The 20,045-nt window shown below is 37.8% G+C and carries 20 protein-coding genes; 17 read left to right on the top strand and 3 right to left on the bottom strand.

All coding sequences use genetic code 11. The features are described 5' to 3' along the window. The first annotated feature begins 47 nt into the window (after positions 1-47). The 7 genes from ACR2MV_RS16230 (at position 48) to ACR2MV_RS16260 (ending at position 6,316) form a co-directional block, all read left to right on the top strand. Positions 48-785, top strand: coding sequence for a rhomboid family intramembrane serine protease (locus tag ACR2MV_RS16230; protein ID WP_434023315.1), 738 nt, complete (start codon positions 48-50; stop codon positions 783-785). A 13-nt stretch (positions 786-798) separates the two neighbouring features. Further along, positions 799-1,656: a rhomboid family intramembrane serine protease gene (locus ACR2MV_RS16235; RefSeq protein WP_434023317.1), complete on the top strand. Its 858-nt coding sequence runs from the start codon at positions 799-801 to the stop codon at positions 1,654-1,656. A gap of 18 nt (positions 1,657-1,674) precedes the next feature. Beyond that, positions 1,675-2,697, top strand: a complete 1,023-nt coding sequence (locus ACR2MV_RS16240) for an endonuclease/exonuclease/phosphatase family protein (protein WP_434023318.1) — start codon at positions 1,675-1,677, stop codon at positions 2,695-2,697. An 88-nt stretch (positions 2,698-2,785) separates the two neighbouring features. Next, positions 2,786-4,123, top strand: coding sequence for a tRNA (N(6)-L-threonylcarbamoyladenosine(37)-C(2))-methylthiotransferase MtaB (mtaB, locus tag ACR2MV_RS16245; RefSeq protein ID WP_434023347.1), 1,338 nt, complete (start codon positions 2,786-2,788; stop codon positions 4,121-4,123). A gap of 48 nt (positions 4,124-4,171) precedes the next feature. Further along, a complete protein-coding gene (locus ACR2MV_RS16250) occupies positions 4,172-4,834 on the top strand; it encodes an alpha/beta hydrolase (RefSeq protein WP_434023319.1) in 663 nt (220 codons plus the stop codon). Next, positions 4,831-5,370, top strand: a complete 540-nt coding sequence (gene rfbC / locus ACR2MV_RS16255) for a dTDP-4-dehydrorhamnose 3,5-epimerase (RefSeq protein WP_434023321.1) — start codon at positions 4,831-4,833, stop codon at positions 5,368-5,370. The genes ACR2MV_RS16250 and rfbC overlap by 4 nt, the downstream gene beginning before the upstream one ends. Before the next feature lie 19 nt (positions 5,371-5,389). Continuing rightward, entirely contained in the window at positions 5,390-6,316 is a 927-nt protein-coding gene (locus tag ACR2MV_RS16260) for a lytic transglycosylase domain-containing protein (RefSeq protein WP_434023323.1), read from the top strand. A 24-nt stretch (positions 6,317-6,340) separates the two neighbouring features. On the opposite strand, the gene ACR2MV_RS16265 is transcribed toward ACR2MV_RS16260, so the two are convergent. Beyond that, on the bottom strand, positions 6,341-7,288 hold the full coding sequence (locus tag ACR2MV_RS16265; protein WP_434023325.1) for an NAD(P)H-dependent flavin oxidoreductase: 948 nt from the start codon (positions 7,286-7,288) through the stop codon (positions 6,341-6,343). A gap of 126 nt (positions 7,289-7,414) precedes the next feature. Between ACR2MV_RS16265 and ACR2MV_RS16270 the strand changes: the two genes are divergently transcribed. Further along, complete coding sequence (locus tag ACR2MV_RS16270; RefSeq protein ID WP_434023327.1) at positions 7,415-8,269, top strand: DMT family transporter; 855 nt, start codon at positions 7,415-7,417, stop codon at positions 8,267-8,269. Positions 8,270-8,286: 17 nt separating this feature from the next. Here ACR2MV_RS16270 and mnmA read toward each other — a convergent pair whose 3' ends face one another. Both mnmA and ACR2MV_RS16280 read right to left on the bottom strand, forming a co-directional pair. Next, positions 8,287-9,474 (bottom strand): tRNA 2-thiouridine(34) synthase MnmA, encoded by a 1,188-nt coding sequence (gene mnmA, locus ACR2MV_RS16275; RefSeq protein ID WP_434023329.1) that lies wholly within the window; start codon positions 9,472-9,474, stop codon positions 8,287-8,289. 104 nt (positions 9,475-9,578) lie between these two features. Continuing rightward, positions 9,579-10,268, bottom strand: coding sequence for a toxin-antitoxin system YwqK family antitoxin (locus ACR2MV_RS16280; protein ID WP_434023331.1), 690 nt, complete (start codon positions 10,266-10,268; stop codon positions 9,579-9,581). 183 nt (positions 10,269-10,451) lie between these two features. On the opposite strand from ACR2MV_RS16280, the gene ACR2MV_RS16285 reads away from it, so the two are divergent. The 9 genes from ACR2MV_RS16285 to ACR2MV_RS16325 all read left to right on the top strand — a co-directional run bounded on the left by ACR2MV_RS16285 (position 10,452) and on the right by ACR2MV_RS16325 (position 19,901). After that, complete coding sequence (locus ACR2MV_RS16285) at positions 10,452-11,006, top strand: hypothetical protein (protein WP_434023332.1); 555 nt, start codon at positions 10,452-10,454, stop codon at positions 11,004-11,006. Positions 11,007-11,067: 61 nt separating this feature from the next. Then, positions 11,068-12,411 (top strand): adenylosuccinate lyase, encoded by a 1,344-nt coding sequence (gene purB / locus ACR2MV_RS16290; protein WP_434023333.1) that lies wholly within the window; start codon positions 11,068-11,070, stop codon positions 12,409-12,411. A gap of 1 nt (position 12,412) precedes the next feature. Continuing rightward, positions 12,413-12,787, top strand: a complete 375-nt coding sequence (locus tag ACR2MV_RS16295) for a hypothetical protein (protein WP_434023334.1) — start codon at positions 12,413-12,415, stop codon at positions 12,785-12,787. Positions 12,788-12,804: 17 nt separating this feature from the next. Next, positions 12,805-13,581, top strand: a complete 777-nt coding sequence (locus ACR2MV_RS16300; protein WP_434023336.1) for a TerC family protein — start codon at positions 12,805-12,807, stop codon at positions 13,579-13,581. A gap of 239 nt (positions 13,582-13,820) precedes the next feature. After that, the gene (locus ACR2MV_RS16305; protein WP_434023339.1) at positions 13,821-15,083 is read left to right on the top strand and encodes a TolC family protein; all 1,263 of its coding nucleotides are present in this window, start codon (positions 13,821-13,823) and stop codon (positions 15,081-15,083) included. Positions 15,084-15,094: 11 nt separating this feature from the next. After that, positions 15,095-16,183: an efflux RND transporter periplasmic adaptor subunit gene (locus ACR2MV_RS16310; RefSeq protein ID WP_434023341.1), complete on the top strand. Its 1,089-nt coding sequence runs from the start codon at positions 15,095-15,097 to the stop codon at positions 16,181-16,183. 6 nt (positions 16,184-16,189) lie between these two features. Then, on the top strand, positions 16,190-19,402 hold the full coding sequence (locus tag ACR2MV_RS16315; protein ID WP_434023343.1) for an efflux RND transporter permease subunit: 3,213 nt from the start codon (positions 16,190-16,192) through the stop codon (positions 19,400-19,402). Beyond that, positions 19,399-19,707 (top strand): hypothetical protein, encoded by a 309-nt coding sequence (locus tag ACR2MV_RS16320; RefSeq protein ID WP_434023344.1) that lies wholly within the window; start codon positions 19,399-19,401, stop codon positions 19,705-19,707. The genes ACR2MV_RS16315 and ACR2MV_RS16320 overlap by 4 nt, the downstream gene beginning before the upstream one ends. An 11-nt stretch (positions 19,708-19,718) precedes the next feature. Next, positions 19,719-19,901, top strand: a complete 183-nt coding sequence (locus ACR2MV_RS16325) for a YgaP family membrane protein (RefSeq protein WP_434023346.1) — start codon at positions 19,719-19,721, stop codon at positions 19,899-19,901. Positions 19,902-20,045 lie beyond the last annotated feature (144 nt).

Consider the following 20,045-nt stretch of genomic DNA (forward strand, 5'->3'; position numbering starts at 1 on the left):
ACCTTGTCATTAGATGACCTGGAAGAAAAATTTAATTCCTACTAAATATGGGCAAATTAACAGACGCCATCAAACATCTGATCATTCTAAATGTGATCTTTTTTGCAGCCAGTTCCTTTTTAGGTCCTAAATTCGGATCCTGGTTTGCCTTGTATTTCCCTCAGAATGAAAATTTCGGAATTTGGCAATTCGTAACGCACATGTTCATGCATGGAGGTTTTATGCATATACTATTCAATATGTATGCTCTTTGGGCCTTTGGCTCACCATTGGAACAAATGTGGGGAAGAAATAAATTTTTGTTTTTTTATTTTTCAGCCGGAATTGGTGCCGGATTGATTTATACCGGAGTTAATTATTTTCAATTCAACGGAATCTATAATGAATTGATTTCACTGGGTATGCAAGCCGGGGACATACAGACACTTTTAGAAACCGGTAGCTATAATTCGGGATTACTGGATGCAATTCCTGAAAAAAAATTATCCGAGATCTATCAAATATATAATACTCCGGCAGTGGGTGCTTCAGGTGCCATTTATGGCGTTCTTGTCGCTTTTGGGATGAGTTTCCCGAATGCAAAGCTGGCCTTGATATTTTTACCCGTTCCCATTGCTGCCAAATATTTTATTCCGGTACTTATTGGTCTTGATCTGTTTTCAGGGGTCACAGGTTTTTCTATCTTTGGAGGTGGAATAGCCCATTTCGCCCATGTGGGTGGTGCTTTAATTGGCTTTATTATGATGAAATATTGGCAAAAGAATCAATTTACCAGATGGAATTAAAAAGGGGTCATTTATGAATTGGTTTACAAACTTATATCAGAATTTTCTCGGAAGGAACATCGTTGAGCGAGTGATCATAATCAACGTCGTTATTTTTGTTTTAACGTATTTATTCAATACGCTTTCCTTCCTATTCCAAATCGACAGTAATTTTATCATGACCTGGTTTTCCCTAAAACCGGATTTTGACCTGCTTTTATTTAGACCATGGACCATTATATCCTATGGTTTTTTACATGCTGGTTTTTTTCATATTCTATTCAATATGATGATACTGTTTTATTTTGGAAATCTGTTCCTTGATTTCTTTAATGCAAAACAGTTTCTTACATACCTGTTTCTGGGAATTATTTCTGGAGGATTTATTTATATTTTATCCTATAATTTCCTTCCGGGACTTAAAACACAACAAACATTATTGGTAGGTGCTTCGGCAGGTGTAATGGCCGTAGTGATTGGTATTGCTTCACATATCCCCCAATATTCCTTGCGTTTTAGGTTTATTGGAAACATCAAATTGTTGTATATTGCTGTTGCATTAGTCGTTTTGGATGTCATACAGATACCTGCGGGAAATGCAGGTGGACATTTAGCCCATTTAGGTGGTTCATTAATTGGATTTTTACTCACTCATTATTTGAACCAGGGGAAAAATATCATTGCTAGCTTCGAAAGCTTGTTTTCAAGAAGCAAAAAGCAACCTCTGAAAACGGTTTACAAAAATACCAAGCAAACAAATTATCAGAAAAAAGAATCAAAATCAGAACAACAACAAAGAATAGATAGCATATTGGATAAAATCAGTAAATCAGGTTACGATACACTGACGAAAGAAGAAAAGGATTATTTGTTCAAAGCTGGTAAAAAATAATTTTAAAACGATCCCCTCTTGAAAAATTTATCGTTTTTAAATAAAATTGTGTTTTTCATCAACAATCTGTTGGCATTACTCTTCTTTGCCTCCCTGACCATTCCATATATAGCTCCCAAATCATTTCCTTTGCTCTCTATATTGAGTTTAGCGGTGCCTCTTTTATTATTTGCTCATATATTGTTTATCATCTACTGGTTGCTCACAGGAATTAAAAAGCAATTTTTACTATCCTTTTTCTGCTTGTTACTGGCCGTAGGCATGTCATTCTTTCCTTATAAATTCAAAGAAAAAACAGTGGTTAGCGGTAATAGTTTTGCCGTGATGAATTACAATGTTCGCTTGTTTAATAAATACCAATGGATCGACATTGAGGATGCTCCGGATCAAATTGCTGAATTCATAGAAGCACAGGCTCCAGATATCGTTACCTTTCAGGAATATTATCCTTTAAAAAAGAAATCATTTGATTATAACTATTCTTATAAAGAATTGAATGGCGGTAAAAGAGGCACAGGTTTGGCAATATATAGCAAGTACCCCATCGTAAAAAAAGGTAGTCTCGATTTTGAGAACTCAAATAACAATGCGATTTTTATAGATGTGATCCGGAATAATGACACCTTAAGAATTTACAATATTCATTTAGAATCCTTTGGTATCCGACCCGACAGTGTCGATTTAAATCTTGATGAAAAACAATCTAAAAAGCTGATTTACAGACTGAAGAAATCTTTTACAAAACAACAGGAGCAGGTAGAAAAATTTTTAGAGCATAAAAATGCCTGTCCTTATAAAACCATTATCAGTGGAGATTTCAACAACACTGCCTTTTCATGGGCCTATTCAAAACTAAAATCCGATTTTAATGATTCATTTATCGAATCCGGAAAAGGTTTTGGGAAAACCTATTCATTTAACAGCTATCCCCTACGTATCGATTTTATATTATCTGATAGCTATTTCAAGGTGAATGAACATATTAATTATGAAATTGGATTGTCAGATCATGAACCAGTCATGGCCAGATTGAGCTATTAATAAGCGTATTCGCCATTTCATTTTATTCTCTTACCAAAATCGTCTTTCGATGAAAATTTGTACTTTTGTCGGCGCTAAAGATATGAGTATGACGACCGATAAAAAAGTGGCATTTTATACCCTGGGCTGTAAACTGAATTTTTCAGAAAGCTCCACCATTGCCAGAGATTTTCAGAACGAAGGATTTGAAAGAGTCGAGTTTGACCAAGCTGCTGATATCTATGTTATCAACACCTGTTCAGTAACTGACAATGCTGACAAGCGTTTTAAAACGATTGTAAAATCAGCGTTAAAACAAAATCAAGATGCTTTCTTAATTGCCATTGGTTGCTATGCACAATTGAAACCTGAGGAATTGGCTGCTATTGACGGCGTGGATATGGTATTGGGTGCGACTGAGAAATTTAAGGTACTTGATTATATTCAGGATTTATCAAAAAATGACATAGGAGAAGTACATTCATGTGAAATTGATGAGGCCGATTTTTATGTAGGCTCCTATTCTATTGGCGATCGAACCAGAGCCTTTTTAAAAGTTCAGGACGGTTGCGATTATAAATGTACCTATTGTACCATACCCCTGGCCAGAGGTATTTCCCGGAGTGACACCCTTGAAAATGTATTGGCCAACGCAAAGGAAATTTCCAGCAAGGGGATCAAAGAAATTGTACTGACCGGAGTCAACATTGGAGATTATGGAAAAGGAGAGTTTGGCAATAAGAAACATGAACACACCTTTCTTGACCTGGTAAAAGCCTTGGATAAAGTGGATGGCATTCAGCGCGTCAGAATTTCATCAATAGAGCCGAATCTTCTCAAAAATGAAACCATAGATTTTGTGGCAAAATCCGACAATTTTGTACCACATTTTCACATCCCCCTGCAAAGTGGCAGTGACACCTTACTAAAATCCATGAAAAGAAGATACCAATCGAGTCTCTATTATGACAGAGTGAGGACTATAAAAAAAGCCATGCCACATGCCTGTATTGGTGTGGATGTAATCGTTGGTTTTCCCGGTGAAACCGATGAATTATTCCTGGAAACCTATGAGATGTTGTCCGCTTTGGATATTTCTTATTTACATGTATTCACATACTCCGAGCGGCCAAATACAGAGGCCGTTGAAATGGCGGAAGTTGTTCCACAAAATGTACGGAACAAAAGAAGTAAAATGTTGAGGGGATTGTCTGTTAAAAAAAGAAGGGCTTTTTATGAATCACAACTGGGTGCAGAATTAACTGTTTTATTTGAAGGTGAAAATAAAAAGGGTTTCATACATGGTTTCACACAGAATTATGTAAAAGTCAAAGCACCATGGGATCCGTTTTTAGTGAATACGATGCACAACGTGACGCTGAATACTATTGATGAGGATGGCATGGTCAGGTTTGACTGGTCGACAGAAAAAGTACTTCCTTCATAAGTATTTGTATCGTAAAAGATTTAGTATTTTTGAATCCATCCCAAAAAAATGGAAGAAAAAATTCATATCTACTTCATGCCGGGATTAGCGGCAAGTTCGAAAATATTCGAATATATACATTTATCCAGCCACCAATTTGAATTACACTATTTGGAGTGGATTGCTCCTGATCTTAAGGACGAAGACATTTCGGTGTATGCGTCAAAATTTGCCACCCAAATTAAGCATAAAAACCCGGTACTCATTGGTGTCTCCTTTGGAGGAATACTTGTGCAGGAAATAAGCAAATTAATTCCTGTGAAGCAATTAATTATTATTTCAAGTATTAAATGCACAACTGAAATGCCCAAGCGCCTGCTTTTTATAAAAAACTCGAGGGCATATAAGTTTTTCCCATCAAAAAGACTATCCAGAATAGATGACTTTTCAAAATATGATTTCCATCCTCATCTTAAAAAAAAGTCGGAATTATATAACAAATATTTGAGCATAAGAGATGAAAAATATCTAAATTGGGCCATTCACAATGTATTACACTGGAATCAAATGGCTCCTTTACAGAACACCATTCATATTCATGGTTCAAAAGATGAAATCTTTCCAATCAAACATGTGAAAAACTGCATAGCAATTGAAGGTGGCACGCATGCCATGATTATTGTTAAGGCAAAAAAAATCAGTTCAATTATAGAAAAGGTATTGTCAACATGATATTGGAAAAAACACATATTGAAGATGTCATTCTTCTGACGCCAAGGGTCTATAAAGACGACAGAGGCTACTTCATGGAGTCATACAATCAAAAGAAAGTAGAAATTCTCATCAAAGACAAATTTGTTCAGGACAATGAATCTGTTTCTCATAAAGATGTGCTGCGCGGACTTCACCTTCAGCAACCTCCTTTTGCACAGTCTAAATTAATCCGGGTGATCAAAGGAAGCATTTTAGACGTCGCTGTGGATCTGAGAAAAGATTCGAACACCTATGGTCAGCACTTTAAACATGTGCTGAGTGGAGAAAACAAGAAGCAGCTGTATGTTCCCGTTGGTTTTGCGCATGGTTTTTTAAGTTTAGAAGATGATACCATCTTAAATTATAAATGTTCCGACTATTACAATGCCGGTGCAGAAGCATCCATTCTATGGAACGATCCTGATCTTAAAATTGACTGGGGTATTGAAAACCCAAATCTTGCAGAAAAAGATCAAATGGCAGAAAATTTTGTTACATTTGAAAGTCCCTTCTAATTTTTTTAAAAATAAACATATGAACAGATCTTATCGATTCATTGTATTGGTCAGTATTGTTATTATTGCGGTATTTTTTATCAACGCAGAAAAAAATGTAAACAAGTCAGTTACTGAAGCAAAGTCATCCATAGACACTTCGGGAAACAATACATATACCTACAAGATCAAGGCACTTAAAATCCCTGAGGACCTTAATTTTTGCGGGGAGCCGGTTGCCTTGAACAAAACAGACGTACGCGAAAGAATTGACAGGGAATTGTTAGTGAATACCTATTGGCAATCGAATGCTTTGTTATGGTTTAAAAGAACGCATAAATACTTTCCAGTAATTGAGCCTATTTTAAAAGAAAAAGGAGTTCCGGATGATTTTAAATACCTGGCAGTTATTGAAAGTGATTTAAGAAATGTGACTTCTCCGGCAGGGGCGAGAGGAATGTGGCAAATGCTAAAAGATGCGGGAAGAGAAAATGGATTGGAAATCAACGACAATGTGGATGAAAGGTATCACCTGGAGAAAGCAACCAGAGCTGCCTGTGACTATTTGATCAAGGCAAAAGAAAGGTTAGGAACCTGGACCTTGGCAGCGGCCGCTTATCATGGGGGCAACTTTGGTATTGAAAAAAGGTTAAAAGAACAGATGGTGGAAGACTATTACGATGTTTTAGCAGGAGAAAATACCGAGCGCTATGTTCCGAGAATCGTTGCTGCAAAAGAAATATTGAGCAACCCTGAAAAATATGGATTCGAATTCGACGAAGAAGATCTTTATGAAATTGGCCCAACCTATAGTGTGGAAGTTGATACAGCGATCACGAATATAGCCGCCTTTGCCAAAAAATATGATACAAATTACAAGGAATTAAAAATGTATAATCCTTGGTTGCGAGAAAACAAATTGAATAATAAGTCGCGTAGAATGTATGAAATCAAAATTCCAAAATAAGGAATTCCTGTGCAAATAAATCAACTATAATTCTATAGAAGTTATCCGTTTCTGGGCCTCTCTGAAATCATGTATAAGTTCAGCGACAATATCTTTTGCGGGTTTAATTTCATGAATAAGACCTGCTATTTGCCCGATTTCCAGTTCTCCTTCCTGCAGGTCCCCTTGGAACATTCCTTTTTTTGCACGGCCCCGGCCCAGTAAATCCTGAAGTTTCTCAGGAGCTGCCTTTTGATTGTACAAATCTTTTACCTTAAAATAAAAGTCGTTTTTTATCAAACGCACCGGAGTAAGTTCCTTTAAGGTAAGTTCGGTGCCTCCATCTTCAGTACGCAACACTTCCTGTTTAAAGTTTATATGAGCGGATGATTCTGAACTTGTTACAAAGCGACTTCCAATTTGTACCCCGTCAGCACCCAGCGCCATGGCCGCCAACATCGCTTCTCCCGTGGCAATTCCGCCAGCCGCGATTAAAGGAACATTGATTCTTTCCTTTACCATAGGTATCAGCGTCAGGGTTGTTGTTTCTTCTCTCCCATTATGTCCTCCAGCCTCAAAACCTTCGGCAACAATCGCATCAACACCTGCCTCCTGAGATTTAAGGGCAAATTTCACACTGCTCACTACATGGACCACTGTAATCCCTTTATCCTTTAAAAAACGGGTATATAATTTGGGGTTGCCCGCTGAGCTAAAAACAATCTTAACTTCCTCTTCGATAATAATTTCCAGAATTTTATCCATTTCAGGGTAAAACAAAGGGATGTTCACCCCGAAAGGTTTATCAGTAGCTTTTTTACATTTTTGAATGTGTTCCTTAAGTGTTTCAGGATGCATGGAACCAGCTCCTATCAGGCCTAAACCACCTGCGTTACTTACGGCAGCCGCTAACTTATAACCACTTACCCACACCATACCTGCTTGAATGACAGGATATTCAATACCAAATAAACGACAGATACTATTTTTCATTTCTTGAGTCATTAATGAATCTTACAAAGCATAAATTTAATAGCTTTTCATCAAATTTTGAATGATTATCTTCGTAAAATATGAGAAGTGATCGGCAACAGCAAAATAAAAAGAACATTGAATTATTTGACTAAAACAGTTGCATATACCTTCCTGGCCTTGATCGCCTTTGCGGGAAATTCAATTATCTGTCGAATGGCGCTGAAGGAAACTGATATAACACCAGCCTTGTTTACCATCTTACGACTTCTGTCCGGGGCCATTGTATTAATGCTTATTGTTCTGATCAAGGCAAAACCAGGAAAACAACAATCAAAAGGGTCCTGGATATCTGCAAGCATGCTTTTTATCTACGCGGCGGCATTTTCATTCGCCTATGTTTCACTGGAAACAGGAACGGGTGCTCTGATTCTTTTTGGAGTTGTACAAATAACCATGATTAGTCATTCACTTTTTTCCGGAAATAAAATGACACTTTGGGAGTGGCTGGGTGTTTGCATGGCCCTTTGCGGTTTCTTTTACCTGATGTTGCCCGGTGCCCAGTCACCGTCTTTATCAGGTTTTATCTTGATGTGTCTTTCCGGAATCGGTTGGGGAATGTATTCTATTCTTGGAAAAACAGCCAAAAATCCATTGGAAGACACCGCATATAATTTTTTAAGAACTGTTCCGTTTTTAGTGCTGCTCATTTATTTTTTATTCCAGGAGTCCGGATTTTCATCCAGCGGAATTTTATTAGCCGTACTTTCGGGCGTTGTCACTTCAGGATTGGGGTATAGCATTTGGTATGCTGCCTTAAAAGGATTGTCAACCCTTCAGGCTTCGGTAGTACAACTATTGGTTCCTGTATTTGCAGGGCTGGGAGGTACAATACTCTTAAACGAAGCCATGAGTTTCCAACTGTTGCTTTCGGCCCTTTTAATATTAGGAGGGATTTTATTACTGATACTAAAGAAAAGTAGATTAAAAAAGAACAGCTAGGTTTCCCTACATGGAAATTAACCAATCACACCAGAACCCAGTAATTCATCTTCCTGATACCAGGCCACAAACTGACCTTCGGTAATTGCGGATTGAGCATTCTCAAAAGAAACATATAAACCGTTTTCCGCCCGATACAACTTGGCCTTTTCCAAGGGCTGTCTATAGCGAATTCTGGCTAAAACATCCAGCTCTTGCCCTACTTCAAGTCTCAGGTCTTCTCTGATCCAATGGATTTCAGTGGCATCTACAAATAGTACATTTCGATACAGACCTTGATGGTTCTTTCCTTCCCCTGTATAAATAATATTTTCGCTAACATCGGTATCAATTACGAACAAAGGTTCTACCGTTCCTCCAACGGCCAGTCCTTTTCTTTGACCTTTGGTGAAATAATGAGCTCCCTGATGCTTTCCTACTTCTATTCCATCCTCAAGAGAATAACTAAATTTTTGACTGTTAAAGATCAAAGCTTCTTCCTGATTTGAAAAAGCAGGCACCTCTCTGTTATAAAGGCCCGAATCATTTGGGATTTTCACAATAACACCTTCCTTAGGCTTTAACTGTTGTTGAAGAAACTCTGGCAACCTTACCTTTCCTATAAAGCAAAGACCTTGAGAATCTTTCTTTTCAGCGGTTACTAAATCAAGCGTAGCTGCAATTTTTCTTACTTCAGATTTATTCAACTCCCCAATGGGAAATAATGCTTTGGACAATTGTTGTTGAGATAACTGACATAAAAAATAGGATTGGTCCTTGTTGTTGTCTTTTCCAGCCAAAAGACTGAATACTGTTTCTCCCTTAATCTCCTGAGAAGATTTTCGGCAATAATGCCCAGTTGCCACATAGTCTGCTCCCAGGTCAGTGGCAATATCCATAAAAACATCAAACTTAATTTCCCGATTACATAGAACATCGGGATTTGGCGTTCTGCCCATTTCATACTCCCGAAACATATAATCAACAATACGTTCCTTGTATTGTTCACTCAAATCCACTACCTGAAAAGGAATTCCTAATTTTTCGGCAACCAGCATAGCGTCATTACTGTCTTCCAACCACGGGCATTCATTTGAAATGGTCACTGTATCATCGTGCCAATTTTTCATAAAAAGACCGATCACTTCATAACCTTGCTGTTTTAATAAATAAGCAGCAACACTAGAATCGACACCTCCCGACAAACCAACAATAACTCTTTTCATGATTAAAAAAATTGCGTCGGCAAAGATACAAAAAACTTAAGGTATTTTAGGTATAGAAAAATTTGTTTCCAGGTAAGAAACTGAAACAGGGTTCGATAAAAGAATTATTCGCGTTCTGGTTTTAGTGCGGGCTGCTCTGTGCTGACCAACTCTCCATCCACATAATTTTCCCAGGTTCCTACCCTGAGATCATCTTTGAACGGACCTTTTTTAATCAGGTCGCCCGTTTTACGACTATAGTAAATAGCCATTCCATTTAGCTTTCCTTTTTGATAATTAAAATCTTGATACAGAAAGCCTTTGATAGAATATTTTTTATAATTTCCATGGAGCACCCCATTCTTATAAGTGGTGATTTCTGTCAATTCTCCTGAAGGATAATAGGTTTTATAAGCACCGTCTAATTTCCCATTCAGATAATTCTCTTCACTCATTACCGACTTTCCATCGGCATGATAGTATAGCCACTTACCTTCTCTTTCTTTTCCCCGCATCAAACCTTTACTTTCCAAAGATCCTGAAGGCGTATAAAAACTAACATCTGCCAGGTCACTATTCTCCTTAAATTCTTTTACGATGATCGGATTGTCTGAATTGGAAGCTGAATAATATTTAAAAACACCTATTTCCTTTCCATGTTCAAATTTACCCGCATATCTTATTCTGTCATTGTTGTAATACTTTCTCCAGACCCCATGGCGTTCACCGTTGGCATCTGTTTGGTTGATACCATCCTGAGCCTGTAAAAAACCAAGATTCAAAAAACAAATCAAAAACAAAACACTTCTATACATTTGAATAACTTTTCTTCTTAAATAACTGATTAATTACGAATTTGTTGTTCATTACTTACATCCAATTCGTGAGGTAAAAATAGAAATATTTTTTAATTTTAATTTTTAGGCCTGAGAAGGCAAAAATATTGCTTGATTCAGTCCTGAGAAGGAAATGACTATCGTCAGATAAAGATTCGATACATGGCATACAAAAACATATATGAGGTACTGGCAATCGTTAAAAACGCCAAACGATCTTACAGAGATCAAGCCACTGAAATTATACTTGGCAATCCTTTATTGTTTCCTGACCTCGTGGAAAAAACTTTTGACGTGGATGACCCACTTCATATCAAGGCAGCATGGGTGTTGGAATTGGTTTGTATTCAGGATTGCTCCTTGCTGAATGATTACATCCTTGAATTCATTCAAGGTATGCCAACTTTAACACATGAAAGTGCTTTAAGGCCTGTCTCTAAAATTTGTTCTCTTTGGTCTGCCTATTATTTTTTAAAAAAAACCGAGTTACCTGAGTTGAAGGCAGCAGAGACTGACTGCATCATTGCCTGTAATTTTGACTGGCTTATAGAAGAACACAAGGTTGCTTGTCAGGTATTTGCTATGGATACCTTAAAGCTCTGGGCAAAAGAACAAACCTGGATTCAAGAAGAACTACGATTGGTTTTACAAAAAAATGCAGATTCAGGGACTAAGGGATACAGAGCACATGCGCGTAAATTATTAAAAAATCTATAGATAAATGATGCATAAAAAGGACTAATCAACTATTTTTGCAGCTTATAAAAAAACTATCATTATGAATTTGACAGCATTGAATGCAATTTCACCCATAGACGGCAGGTATAGAAACAAAATTGAAGGCCTGTCTTCATTTTTTTCAGAGGAAGCTCTTATTAAATACAGAGTGAAAATCGAGATTGAATACTTCATTGCTTTATGTCAAATTCCTTTGGCGCAGCTTACAGATTTTGATAGCTCACTTTTTGACTCTTTAAGAAAAATCTATTTGAATTTCTCAACTGAAGATGCTACAAGAATAAAGGAAATTGAAGGAATTACAAATCATGATGTAAAGGCAGTTGAATATTTTATTAAAGAAAAGTTTGATGATCTGAATTTACAGAAATACAAAGAGTTCATTCACTTTGGCCTTACTTCTCAAGACATTAACAATACTGCAGTACCTTTGTCTTTAAAAGATGCTTTTGAAACTATTTATTTACCTGAAATTGAAATTCTGGTGGAAAAATTAGAAGGTCTTTCCAATGATTGGAGCGGCATTTCAATGTTGGCTAAAACACATGGACAACCTGCTTCGCCCACGAGATTAGGAAAAGAAATCTATGTTTTTGTCGAAAGGATCAAGCAGCAACTTAAATTGGTCAATGAAATTCCATTTGCTGCGAAATTTGGCGGTGCTACCGGAAACTTCAATGCCCACAAGGTAGCCTATCCACAACAAGACTGGAAAGCCTTTGGAGGACATTTTGTGCAAGACATACTTGGCTTAAGTCACTCCTTTCCTACCACACAGATTGAGCACTATGATCATTTAGCTGCTTTATTTGATGGTTTAAAAAGAATCAATACAATTCTTATTGACTTAAACAGAGATGTTTGGCAATATATTTCGATGAATTATTTTAAGCAGAAAATAAAGAAAGGTGAAGTCGGATCTTCGGCGATGCCGCATAAAGTAAACCCAATTGATTTTGAAAACAGTGAAGGAAATTTAGGGATTGCCAATGCCATTTTTGAACATTTATCGGGAAAACTTCCGATTTCAAGATTGCAAAGAGACCTTACTGATTCAACGGTTTTAAGAAATATTGGGGTGCCGATGGGACATACCATCATTGCTTTTAAGTCAACATTAAAAGGGTTGAATAAATTATTACTAAATCAAGAAGCCTTTGACCGTGACCTTGAAGAGAACTGGGCAGTGGCGGCTGAAGCTATACAAACGATTTTAAGGCGCGAAGCCTACCCTGACCCTTATGAAGCTTTAAAAGGGCTGACAAGAACAAATGCAAAGATCAATCAAAAGTCAATTGCTGATTTCATTGATACACTCGAAGTGAATGACTCCATCAAAGAAGAGTTGAAAGCCATTACACCACATAATTATACAGGAATCTAGTATGCGTTATTTATGGGTCTTTGGTATCGTTTTAACAGTTACACTTTCTTGTGTTAAGAATGGTAATATACACGTGGATGAATTAAAAAAAGGTTCATTTAAAACCACTTTAGAAGATAAAGAGACCGTTTCTTATGCCATGAGAAATGACTCGATCCAAATTGAAGACTTCAATGGCATAAAAGATACCTTCAACATCAAATGGATCGATCAGTTTGAATATGTACTGGTGAAAAGGCATCCTAAAACAATGCTGGACAGTACACCATTTCATGTAAAAATAACCGGTATAAAAAACAACACCTATACCTTCAGCGCCTATTATAAAGGATCTAACTTTAAGCAAAAGGGCAAGGCCGAGAAATTGGCTGAATAGGTTAAAACAAATCAACCATGGAAATTTTTTATCATATCGATACCTGGGTAGCGTTTGTAACATTAACCTTCCTGGAAATTGTACTGGGGATTGACAATATTATCTTTATTTCGATTACGGCTGGAAAGCTTCCTCAAAACCAAATAAGAAAAGCAACAAACATTGGTTTAATGCTTGCCATGGTCTTCAGAATATTATTACTGATCGGTGTTTCCTATATCATCGCCATGAAAGACGCCTTGTTCACTGTTGACCTCTCCTGGTTTCAGGCAGGTGTTTCTGGTCAGAGCTTGATTTTGTTGGGTGGTGGCATATTTCTGTTATATAAAAGTACGAGTGAGATCCATCACAAGGTAGAAGGTATCGAAGAAAAAGTGCCAACTGCTAAAAAAATAAAATCCTCCTTATCATCCGTTATCGTGCAAATTGTACTAATTGACATTGTGTTTTCATTTGATTCCGTATTAACTGCCGTAGGAATGACCAATGGTCTGGATGGTGCTTTAACGGTTATGATTGCAGCTGTAATTGTGTCCATCATCATTATGATGATTTTCGCAGGACCGGTAGGGAAATTTGTGAACCAGCATCCTACCATCCAAATGTTAGCCTTGTCTTTTTTGATTCTGATCGGTTTTATGTTAGTGACAGAAAGTGCCCATTTATCAAATGCTGTCATATTTGGTCAGCATGTAGGTGCGATTCCTAAAGGATACCTGTATTTTGCCATTGCATTTTCATTAGGTGTAGAAGCCTTGAATATGAAGGTAAGAAAGTCAGGGAAGTCTTCCTAAAAACATTCTTTTTACATTCTTTTTTTTTAAAAGCCACCAATGACTGGTTGTGTGCATACGTTTTTTTTATGGCCAACCCTACAATAAATTACCTTCCTTGTCTGTAGCCTAAGTTACTTAGACAACAAGCAACTGGTTCTAGTTTTGCATGGAATTAATTAATAGAATCCATGCATTTATACCCAACGTTCATATCGAAATTAAAAAAAATATCGGGCCTTGTATTGTTAATAATCAACTTGCAAATAAGCGCTCAAACCAATGTAAATATTGGTCTTGAAGAGGTCAAGTCAAAAGCAAAAGAAAAGAACAGCAGTCTTAAAATATCAGCTCAGGATTATGCATATGCCAAAGCACAATATGAAAGCACCAATGCTGTGCTGTTACCTCAATTAAGCTTGAGTAATACCAGTACATTCACCAACAATCCTTTATATGCCTTTGGGTATAAATTACTACAAAGAGATGTCAGTAGTGCTGATTTTGACCCAGAACTATTGAACGACCCCGGCAATGTAGAGAATTTCAATACCAGAATAGAATTGATACAACCTCTGATCAATATTGATGGTTGGAAAGAAAGAAAAATGGCCAACATGTATGCCGAGGCTTCTAATCTACAGATGCAAAGAACTGAAGAATACGTGGAGCTCGAAGCTACCAAAACCTATATGCAGTTGCAATTAGCTTATAAATCTTTGGAAGTTGTGGAAATGGCTAAGGAAACTGCCGTACAAAATCAAATTTGGGCCAAAAACAACTTCGATCAAGGAATGATGCAAAACGCCTCTTATTTAAACATGGAGGTCAGGGTTGCCGAAATAGAACATCAATTAAATCTGGCTCAATCAAATGTAGAAAACATTTCAGACTATCTACGCTTTTTGATCGGAGATGAAAAGGAGTCCTTGTTACATCCAAATGATGAGTTACTCCTTGACGCTCAGGAAGGCCAAGAGCGTACAGAATTATCAATGAATCGGAAGGACCTGCTGGCGATGCAATACTCTGTTGATGCTCAGGAAAAACTACTTGAATCATCAAAAATGAGTTTTGTCCCACGCGCCAATGCCGTGGCCAATTACGAATGGAACGATGCCTCATTCATGGGTTTTGGAGCCAACAACTATATGGTTGGGATCCAGTTGTCATGGGATATTTTCAGTGGATACAAAAACATTGGAAAAATTCATCAAAACAAGGCCCTTCTGGAGAAAGCAACATTGGAACAACAGAAATACATCCATGAAAGTGAGCTTGAATTAAATAAAGCAAAAAGGAACTTTATGGATGCAAAAAATCAGGTGGCATTGACAAACCTGGCACTCGAACAATCAAAAGAAGCCTTCAGAATCACCTCAAACAGATTCAAACAAGGCTTAGAGAAATCAAAAGACTTACTCCAGGCAGAGACCCAATACCACGAAAAAGAACTGGAACATGCCAGGTCAATTTTCAATTATAATTTTTCAAAAGCGTACTTAACATTCTTAAACCTCTAAATAGAAAACATATGAAAACGACTATAAAAAATATTAGGAAGGGCAGTCTTATTCTTGCCCTGGGTCTTGTACTTCTATCCTGTGCTGACACCAAAGATCAAGAAACGGCGACAGCTGATGTAGTAAAAGTAGCTGTGCAACAGGCCTCTCAACCAGGGGAAAACGGTTTCTTCAATGCCAGTGGTCAAATTGAAGCCGCACAATATGCAAACATCAGTACACGTATGATGGGTTATGTATCTAAGATCTATGTAAAGGTTGGTGACAAGGTGAACAAAGGACAGGCATTGATTCACATTAACAATGCCGATATGGAAGCAAGAAGAGCACAAACCCAGGCAGGAATCAGTCAGGCAGAGGCACGTTACTTTACGGCTGAAAAAGACCTTAAAAGATTTGAAACACTTTATGAGCAAAATAGTGCTTCTCAAAAAGAACTGGACGATATCAGAACACAATACAATATCGCAAAAGCAGGATTGGAAGCAGCCCAACAGATGCAAAAAGAAGTCGATGCCATGCTATCGTATACCAACATAAAGGCACCCTTTAGCGGTATTATAACAGCAACCTCTGTCAAATCAGGTGATATGGCAAAACCAGGACAACATTTATTGAGTATTGAAGCTCCCGGTGACTATGTAGCTACGGCCATGCTCAGTGAAAAAGACATTCCTTTTATCCAGAAGAATGATAGTGTCATGGTCTATGTTAAATCAAACGGAAACAGCCTGAACGGCAGCATTAGTGAAGTAAGTAGTTCGTCTCAGAATTCAGGCGGACAATACCTGGTAAAAATCAAACTGGCAATTCCTGCAAAGACGAAACTCTATTCAGGGATGTTTGTTTCAGTGACCATTCCTACCGAACACAAAATGAATTCAGAGGTTCTGATACCTAAAGCAGCCTTGCATATGAGAGGCGATTTACAAGGAATATACACAGTGAGCGAATCAAACACCGCCATCTTACGATGGTTGAAGCTCGGTAAGTCTGTCGGTGATCAAGTAGAAGTTTTATCAGGATTAACGGCAGGTGAATCTTATATCATTCATGCTGAAGGCAAATTGTATAACGGCGTAAAGATCGCTTCAAACTAGAGAAACATGGATAAAGGATTCGCAGGAAAAATTGCGTCAGTATTTTTACAATCGAAGCTGACCGTATTACTCATGATTATTTTCTTAATTATTGGAGTATATAGTTCTTTTCAAATTCCAAGAGAAGAGGAACCTCAAATTGAAGTTCCCATAGCCGATATTTTTGTTGGCTACCCGGGTGCAACTCCAACTGAAATTGAATCTAAGGTGGCAAAGCCGTTGGAAAAAATTGTGAGCAATTTGCCCGGTGTTGAATACGTGTATTCAACTTCCATGCAGGGAAAAGCGATGCTCATCGTGCAATTTTATGTTGGTGAAGACCTGGAAAGATCCTTCGTGCAATTGTACAATGAAATCATCAAACACCTGGACCAGGTGCCACAGGGTGTGACAATGCCTTTGGTAAAAACAAGAGCCATTGACGATGTTCCGGTGCTCGGGCTCACTTTCTGGAGTGAAACTTATGATGACTATCAATTAAAACAGTTGGTCGAAGAGGTGAACTCCGAAATACAAAAGGTAAACGGGGTTGCCATTAGCAACATTATTGGTGGCAGAAGTCAAGAAGTAAGCGTGGTATTGGACAAAGACAAACTTGCAGAAAACAAACTTGACATCCTAAGGGTAGCTCAAATGATTCAAGCGAGTAACTCCCAATCTAATTCTGGCTTAATCACCAGCAATGACAAAGAAATAAACATCCATACCGGAGACTTTCTAAAAAGCATTGATGATATTGAAAACCTGATCATAGGAGTGTATCAGGAGAGGCCCGTATATCTGCATCAGGTAGCGGACGTAAGCTTTGGACCTGAATCTTCACTCGATTATGTGAATTTTGGTTTTGGAGAAGCCTCAGAGGAAAAAGCGAGCCATCCTGATTTATACAACGCTGTTACTCTATCTATTGGTAAGCAAAAAGGAGGCGATGCCATGAAAGTTTCAGAAGTAATTCTCGAACGAATTGAAGCTTTAAAACGAGATCTTATCCCTGATGATGTTCAGGTCACTGTCTCCAGAAACTATGGAGCAACAGCTTCGCATAAAGTATCAGAACTGTTGAGTCATCTGTTTATTGCGATTATCTCAGTATCATTGGTAGTGATGCTTGCCATGGGTTGGCGAGGTGGTCTGGTCGTTTTTCTATCAGTTCCGGTAACTTTTGCCCTCACGCTGTTCAGTTACTATTTTATGGATTACACCCTAAACCGTATCACTCTTTTTGCCTTGGTTTTTGTCACGGGAATTGTCGTTGATGACTCCATCATTATCGCAGAAAATATGCACAGGCATTTTAAAATGAAGCGCTTGCCTTTTAAGCAGGCGGCTATTTATGCGATCAATGAAGTTGGAAACCCAACAATACTTGCTACCTTCACTGTCATTGCAGCCGTTTTACCAATGGCTTTTGTTTCAGGTCTTATGGGTCCCTATATGAGTCCCATGCCCATAGGTGCCTCCATCGCCATGCTGATTTCTCTTTTTGTTGCTTTGACCATCACCCCCTATCTTGGATTCATATTCCTACGTGAAAAGGAAGGCAAAAAGAAACAAAAATCTAAGGCAGCTAAAACGTTAGAGCAGTCGGGTATTTTTAAATTCTATAAAAAAACGATTGATCCATTATTAGACAATAAATGGTATCGCTATGCATTTTTTGGTATCAACATTGTACTATTGATGGCAGCTTCGGCCATGTTCATCACCAAGGATGTTGCCGTAAAAATGCTTCCTTTTGACAATAAAAATGAATTTCAGATTATTGTGGACATGCCGGAAGGAACGACGCTCGAAAGAACCGATATGGTCATCAAAGAAGTATCTCAATATGTAAAGGAAAGTCCCTATGTTAATAATTTTCAGACTTATACCGGTGTTGCCTCTCCCATTACATTTAATGGGCTTGTCAGACATTATGACCTTAGAAATGGTTCAAATGTTGCAGACATTCAGGTGAATCTTACAGACAAAGGCGAACGAGAAGCGCAAAGTCATTATATCTCGACGGTATTCAGACCTGAAATTCAAAAGATTGGTAAAAAATATGGAGCCAATATTAAGGTTGTCGAAGTGCCCCCTGGTCCACCCGTTCTTTCAACTTTAGTGGCTGAAGTGTATGGTCCTGATCATAAAGAACAAATTGCAATTGCCAGTCAGCTCAAAGGGAAATTTGAAGAAGTTGACGATGTTGTGGATATCGACTGGATGGTTGAAAGCGATCAAACCGAATATAATTTTATCGTAGACAAAGAAAAAGCCATGCTTTATGGTGTCACTCCGATGCAAATAGTTCAGACCATGGAAATGTCATTGTCAAACAAACCCATCGGCAAAATGTATAGAGATCAGGCCAATAAGGACATCGGTATTGTTTTGAAATTCGATGACAAAGAAAAAGTCAGCGCAAAAGATCTTATGCAATTTAAGGTGCTTTCAAACAAAGGAATTGCCATCCCTATCGGAGATTTGATTGAACTGAAAAAAGATACCATTCAAAAAAGCATCATGCGTAAAAACCAAAGAAGGGTTGTTTATGTCACAGCCGATATGGCAGGTGCTTTGGAAAGCCCTGTATATGCCTTATTATCTTTGTCAGATCTGCTCAAAGACATTAAAATTCCTGCTGGCTACACGTTGCAGGAAGCCTGGAACGAGCAGCCGAAAAACACCAATGAATACACGGTAAAATGGGATGGTGAATGGCAAATCACTTTTGAAGTTTTTAGAGACCTGGGAGCTGCCTTTGCCGTGGTTGTTATCATCATTTATGTATTGCTGGTGGGTTGGTTTCAAAGTTTCCGATCACCTGTTGTGATGTTAATGGCTATTCCCTTATCACTGATAGGAATTATCTTGGGCCACTGGGTTTTTGATGCCTATTTTACGGCCACGTCCATGATTGGTCTTATTGCATTGGCTGGTATTATGGTGAGGAATTCCGTTCTTCTGGTCGACTTTATAAACCTGCGTATTGACGAAGGAATTGATTTACGTCGGGCGGTTATTGAGGCAGGCGCTGTGAGAACTACTCCCATTCTTCTTACCGCCGGCACTGTGGTTATCGGAGCCGTAGTTATGTTATTCGATCCGATATTTCAAGGCCTGGCCATATCACTTTTAGGAGGTACCATTTTTTCAACTTTTTTAACACTACTGGCTGTTCCTCTATTGTATTACTATTTGGAAAGAGGAAAACACAAACAAAAAAACAAATTATGATGAAATTACTAATCATTACGGCTGTAAAGTCATACGAAAAACAGGCATTACAATTATTTAAGGAAGCGGGCATATTGGCGTTCAGTCATGCTGACATCAATGGGTTTAAAGCCATGAACGAGGAAAACCTGATAGACAATTGGTTTTCAAATGCTGCCGAGAATATCAAATCAGTACTCTTCTTCACTTTCACAGAAGAAAAAAAAATTGATTCGTTGCTCGAAGAATTAAATCAGGTAAATAAGAACATAAAAAGTGATAACCCACTTAAAGCCATTGTCTTGGCAATAGAAAAACACCAATAAATTCAATCATTATGATGAACAGATATATCAACGGAATTGCAGGAAGTTTTATACTGATCAGTCTTTTACTGGCTCACTTTGTACATAGTAACTGGATCTGGTTCACGGCTTTTGTAGGATTAAACCTCCTACAGTCCGCGTTTACAAATTGGTGCCTTATGTCAGTATTTCTAAAAAAACTTGGAGTGAAATAGCTCAAAGATACATTCACAAAATAACTGATAATTAGCTATTTAAATGTTATTTAAAAAATAATTACTACATTTATCGGGTATAAATTATAATCATTTGCTATGAAAAAATTTTTACTCGTATTTTTTGTATGTATTTATTTCAAC

Origin of the sequence: Lutimonas sp. (genome assembly GCF_051011215.1) — a bacterium.
Taxonomy (GTDB): Bacteria; Bacteroidota; Bacteroidia; order Flavobacteriales; family Flavobacteriaceae; genus Lutimonas.

Coding starts and splice junctions, on each gene's coding strand:
- ACR2MV_RS16230 (WP_434023315.1), top strand. CDS start 48: ATGGGCAAATTAACAGACGCCATCAAACATCTGATCATTCTAAATGTG.
- ACR2MV_RS16235 (WP_434023317.1), top strand. CDS start 799: ATGAATTGGTTTACAAACTTATATCAGAATTTTCTCGGAAGGAACATC.
- mtaB (WP_434023347.1), top strand. CDS start 2,786: ATGACGACCGATAAAAAAGTGGCATTTTATACCCTGGGCTGTAAACTG.
- ACR2MV_RS16250 (WP_434023319.1), top strand. CDS start 4,172: ATGGAAGAAAAAATTCATATCTACTTCATGCCGGGATTAGCGGCAAGT.
- rfbC (WP_434023321.1), top strand. CDS start 4,831: ATGATATTGGAAAAAACACATATTGAAGATGTCATTCTTCTGACGCCA.
- ACR2MV_RS16260 (WP_434023323.1), top strand. CDS start 5,390: ATGAACAGATCTTATCGATTCATTGTATTGGTCAGTATTGTTATTATT.
- ACR2MV_RS16265 (WP_434023325.1), bottom strand. CDS start 7,288: ATGAAAAATAGTATCTGTCGTTTATTTGGTATTGAATATCCTGTCATT.
- mnmA (WP_434023329.1), bottom strand. CDS start 9,474: ATGAAAAGAGTTATTGTTGGTTTGTCGGGAGGTGTCGATTCTAGTGTT.
- ACR2MV_RS16280 (WP_434023331.1), bottom strand. CDS start 10,268: ATGTATAGAAGTGTTTTGTTTTTGATTTGTTTTTTGAATCTTGGTTTT.
- ACR2MV_RS16285 (WP_434023332.1), top strand. CDS start 10,452: ATGGCATACAAAAACATATATGAGGTACTGGCAATCGTTAAAAACGCC.
- purB (WP_434023333.1), top strand. CDS start 11,068: ATGAATTTGACAGCATTGAATGCAATTTCACCCATAGACGGCAGGTAT.
- ACR2MV_RS16295 (WP_434023334.1), top strand. CDS start 12,413: ATGCGTTATTTATGGGTCTTTGGTATCGTTTTAACAGTTACACTTTCT.
- ACR2MV_RS16300 (WP_434023336.1), top strand. CDS start 12,805: ATGGAAATTTTTTATCATATCGATACCTGGGTAGCGTTTGTAACATTA.
- ACR2MV_RS16310 (WP_434023341.1), top strand. CDS start 15,095: ATGAAAACGACTATAAAAAATATTAGGAAGGGCAGTCTTATTCTTGCC.
- ACR2MV_RS16315 (WP_434023343.1), top strand. CDS start 16,190: ATGGATAAAGGATTCGCAGGAAAAATTGCGTCAGTATTTTTACAATCG.
- ACR2MV_RS16320 (WP_434023344.1), top strand. CDS start 19,399: ATGATGAAATTACTAATCATTACGGCTGTAAAGTCATACGAAAAACAG.
- ACR2MV_RS16325 (WP_434023346.1), top strand. CDS start 19,719: ATGATGAACAGATATATCAACGGAATTGCAGGAAGTTTTATACTGATC.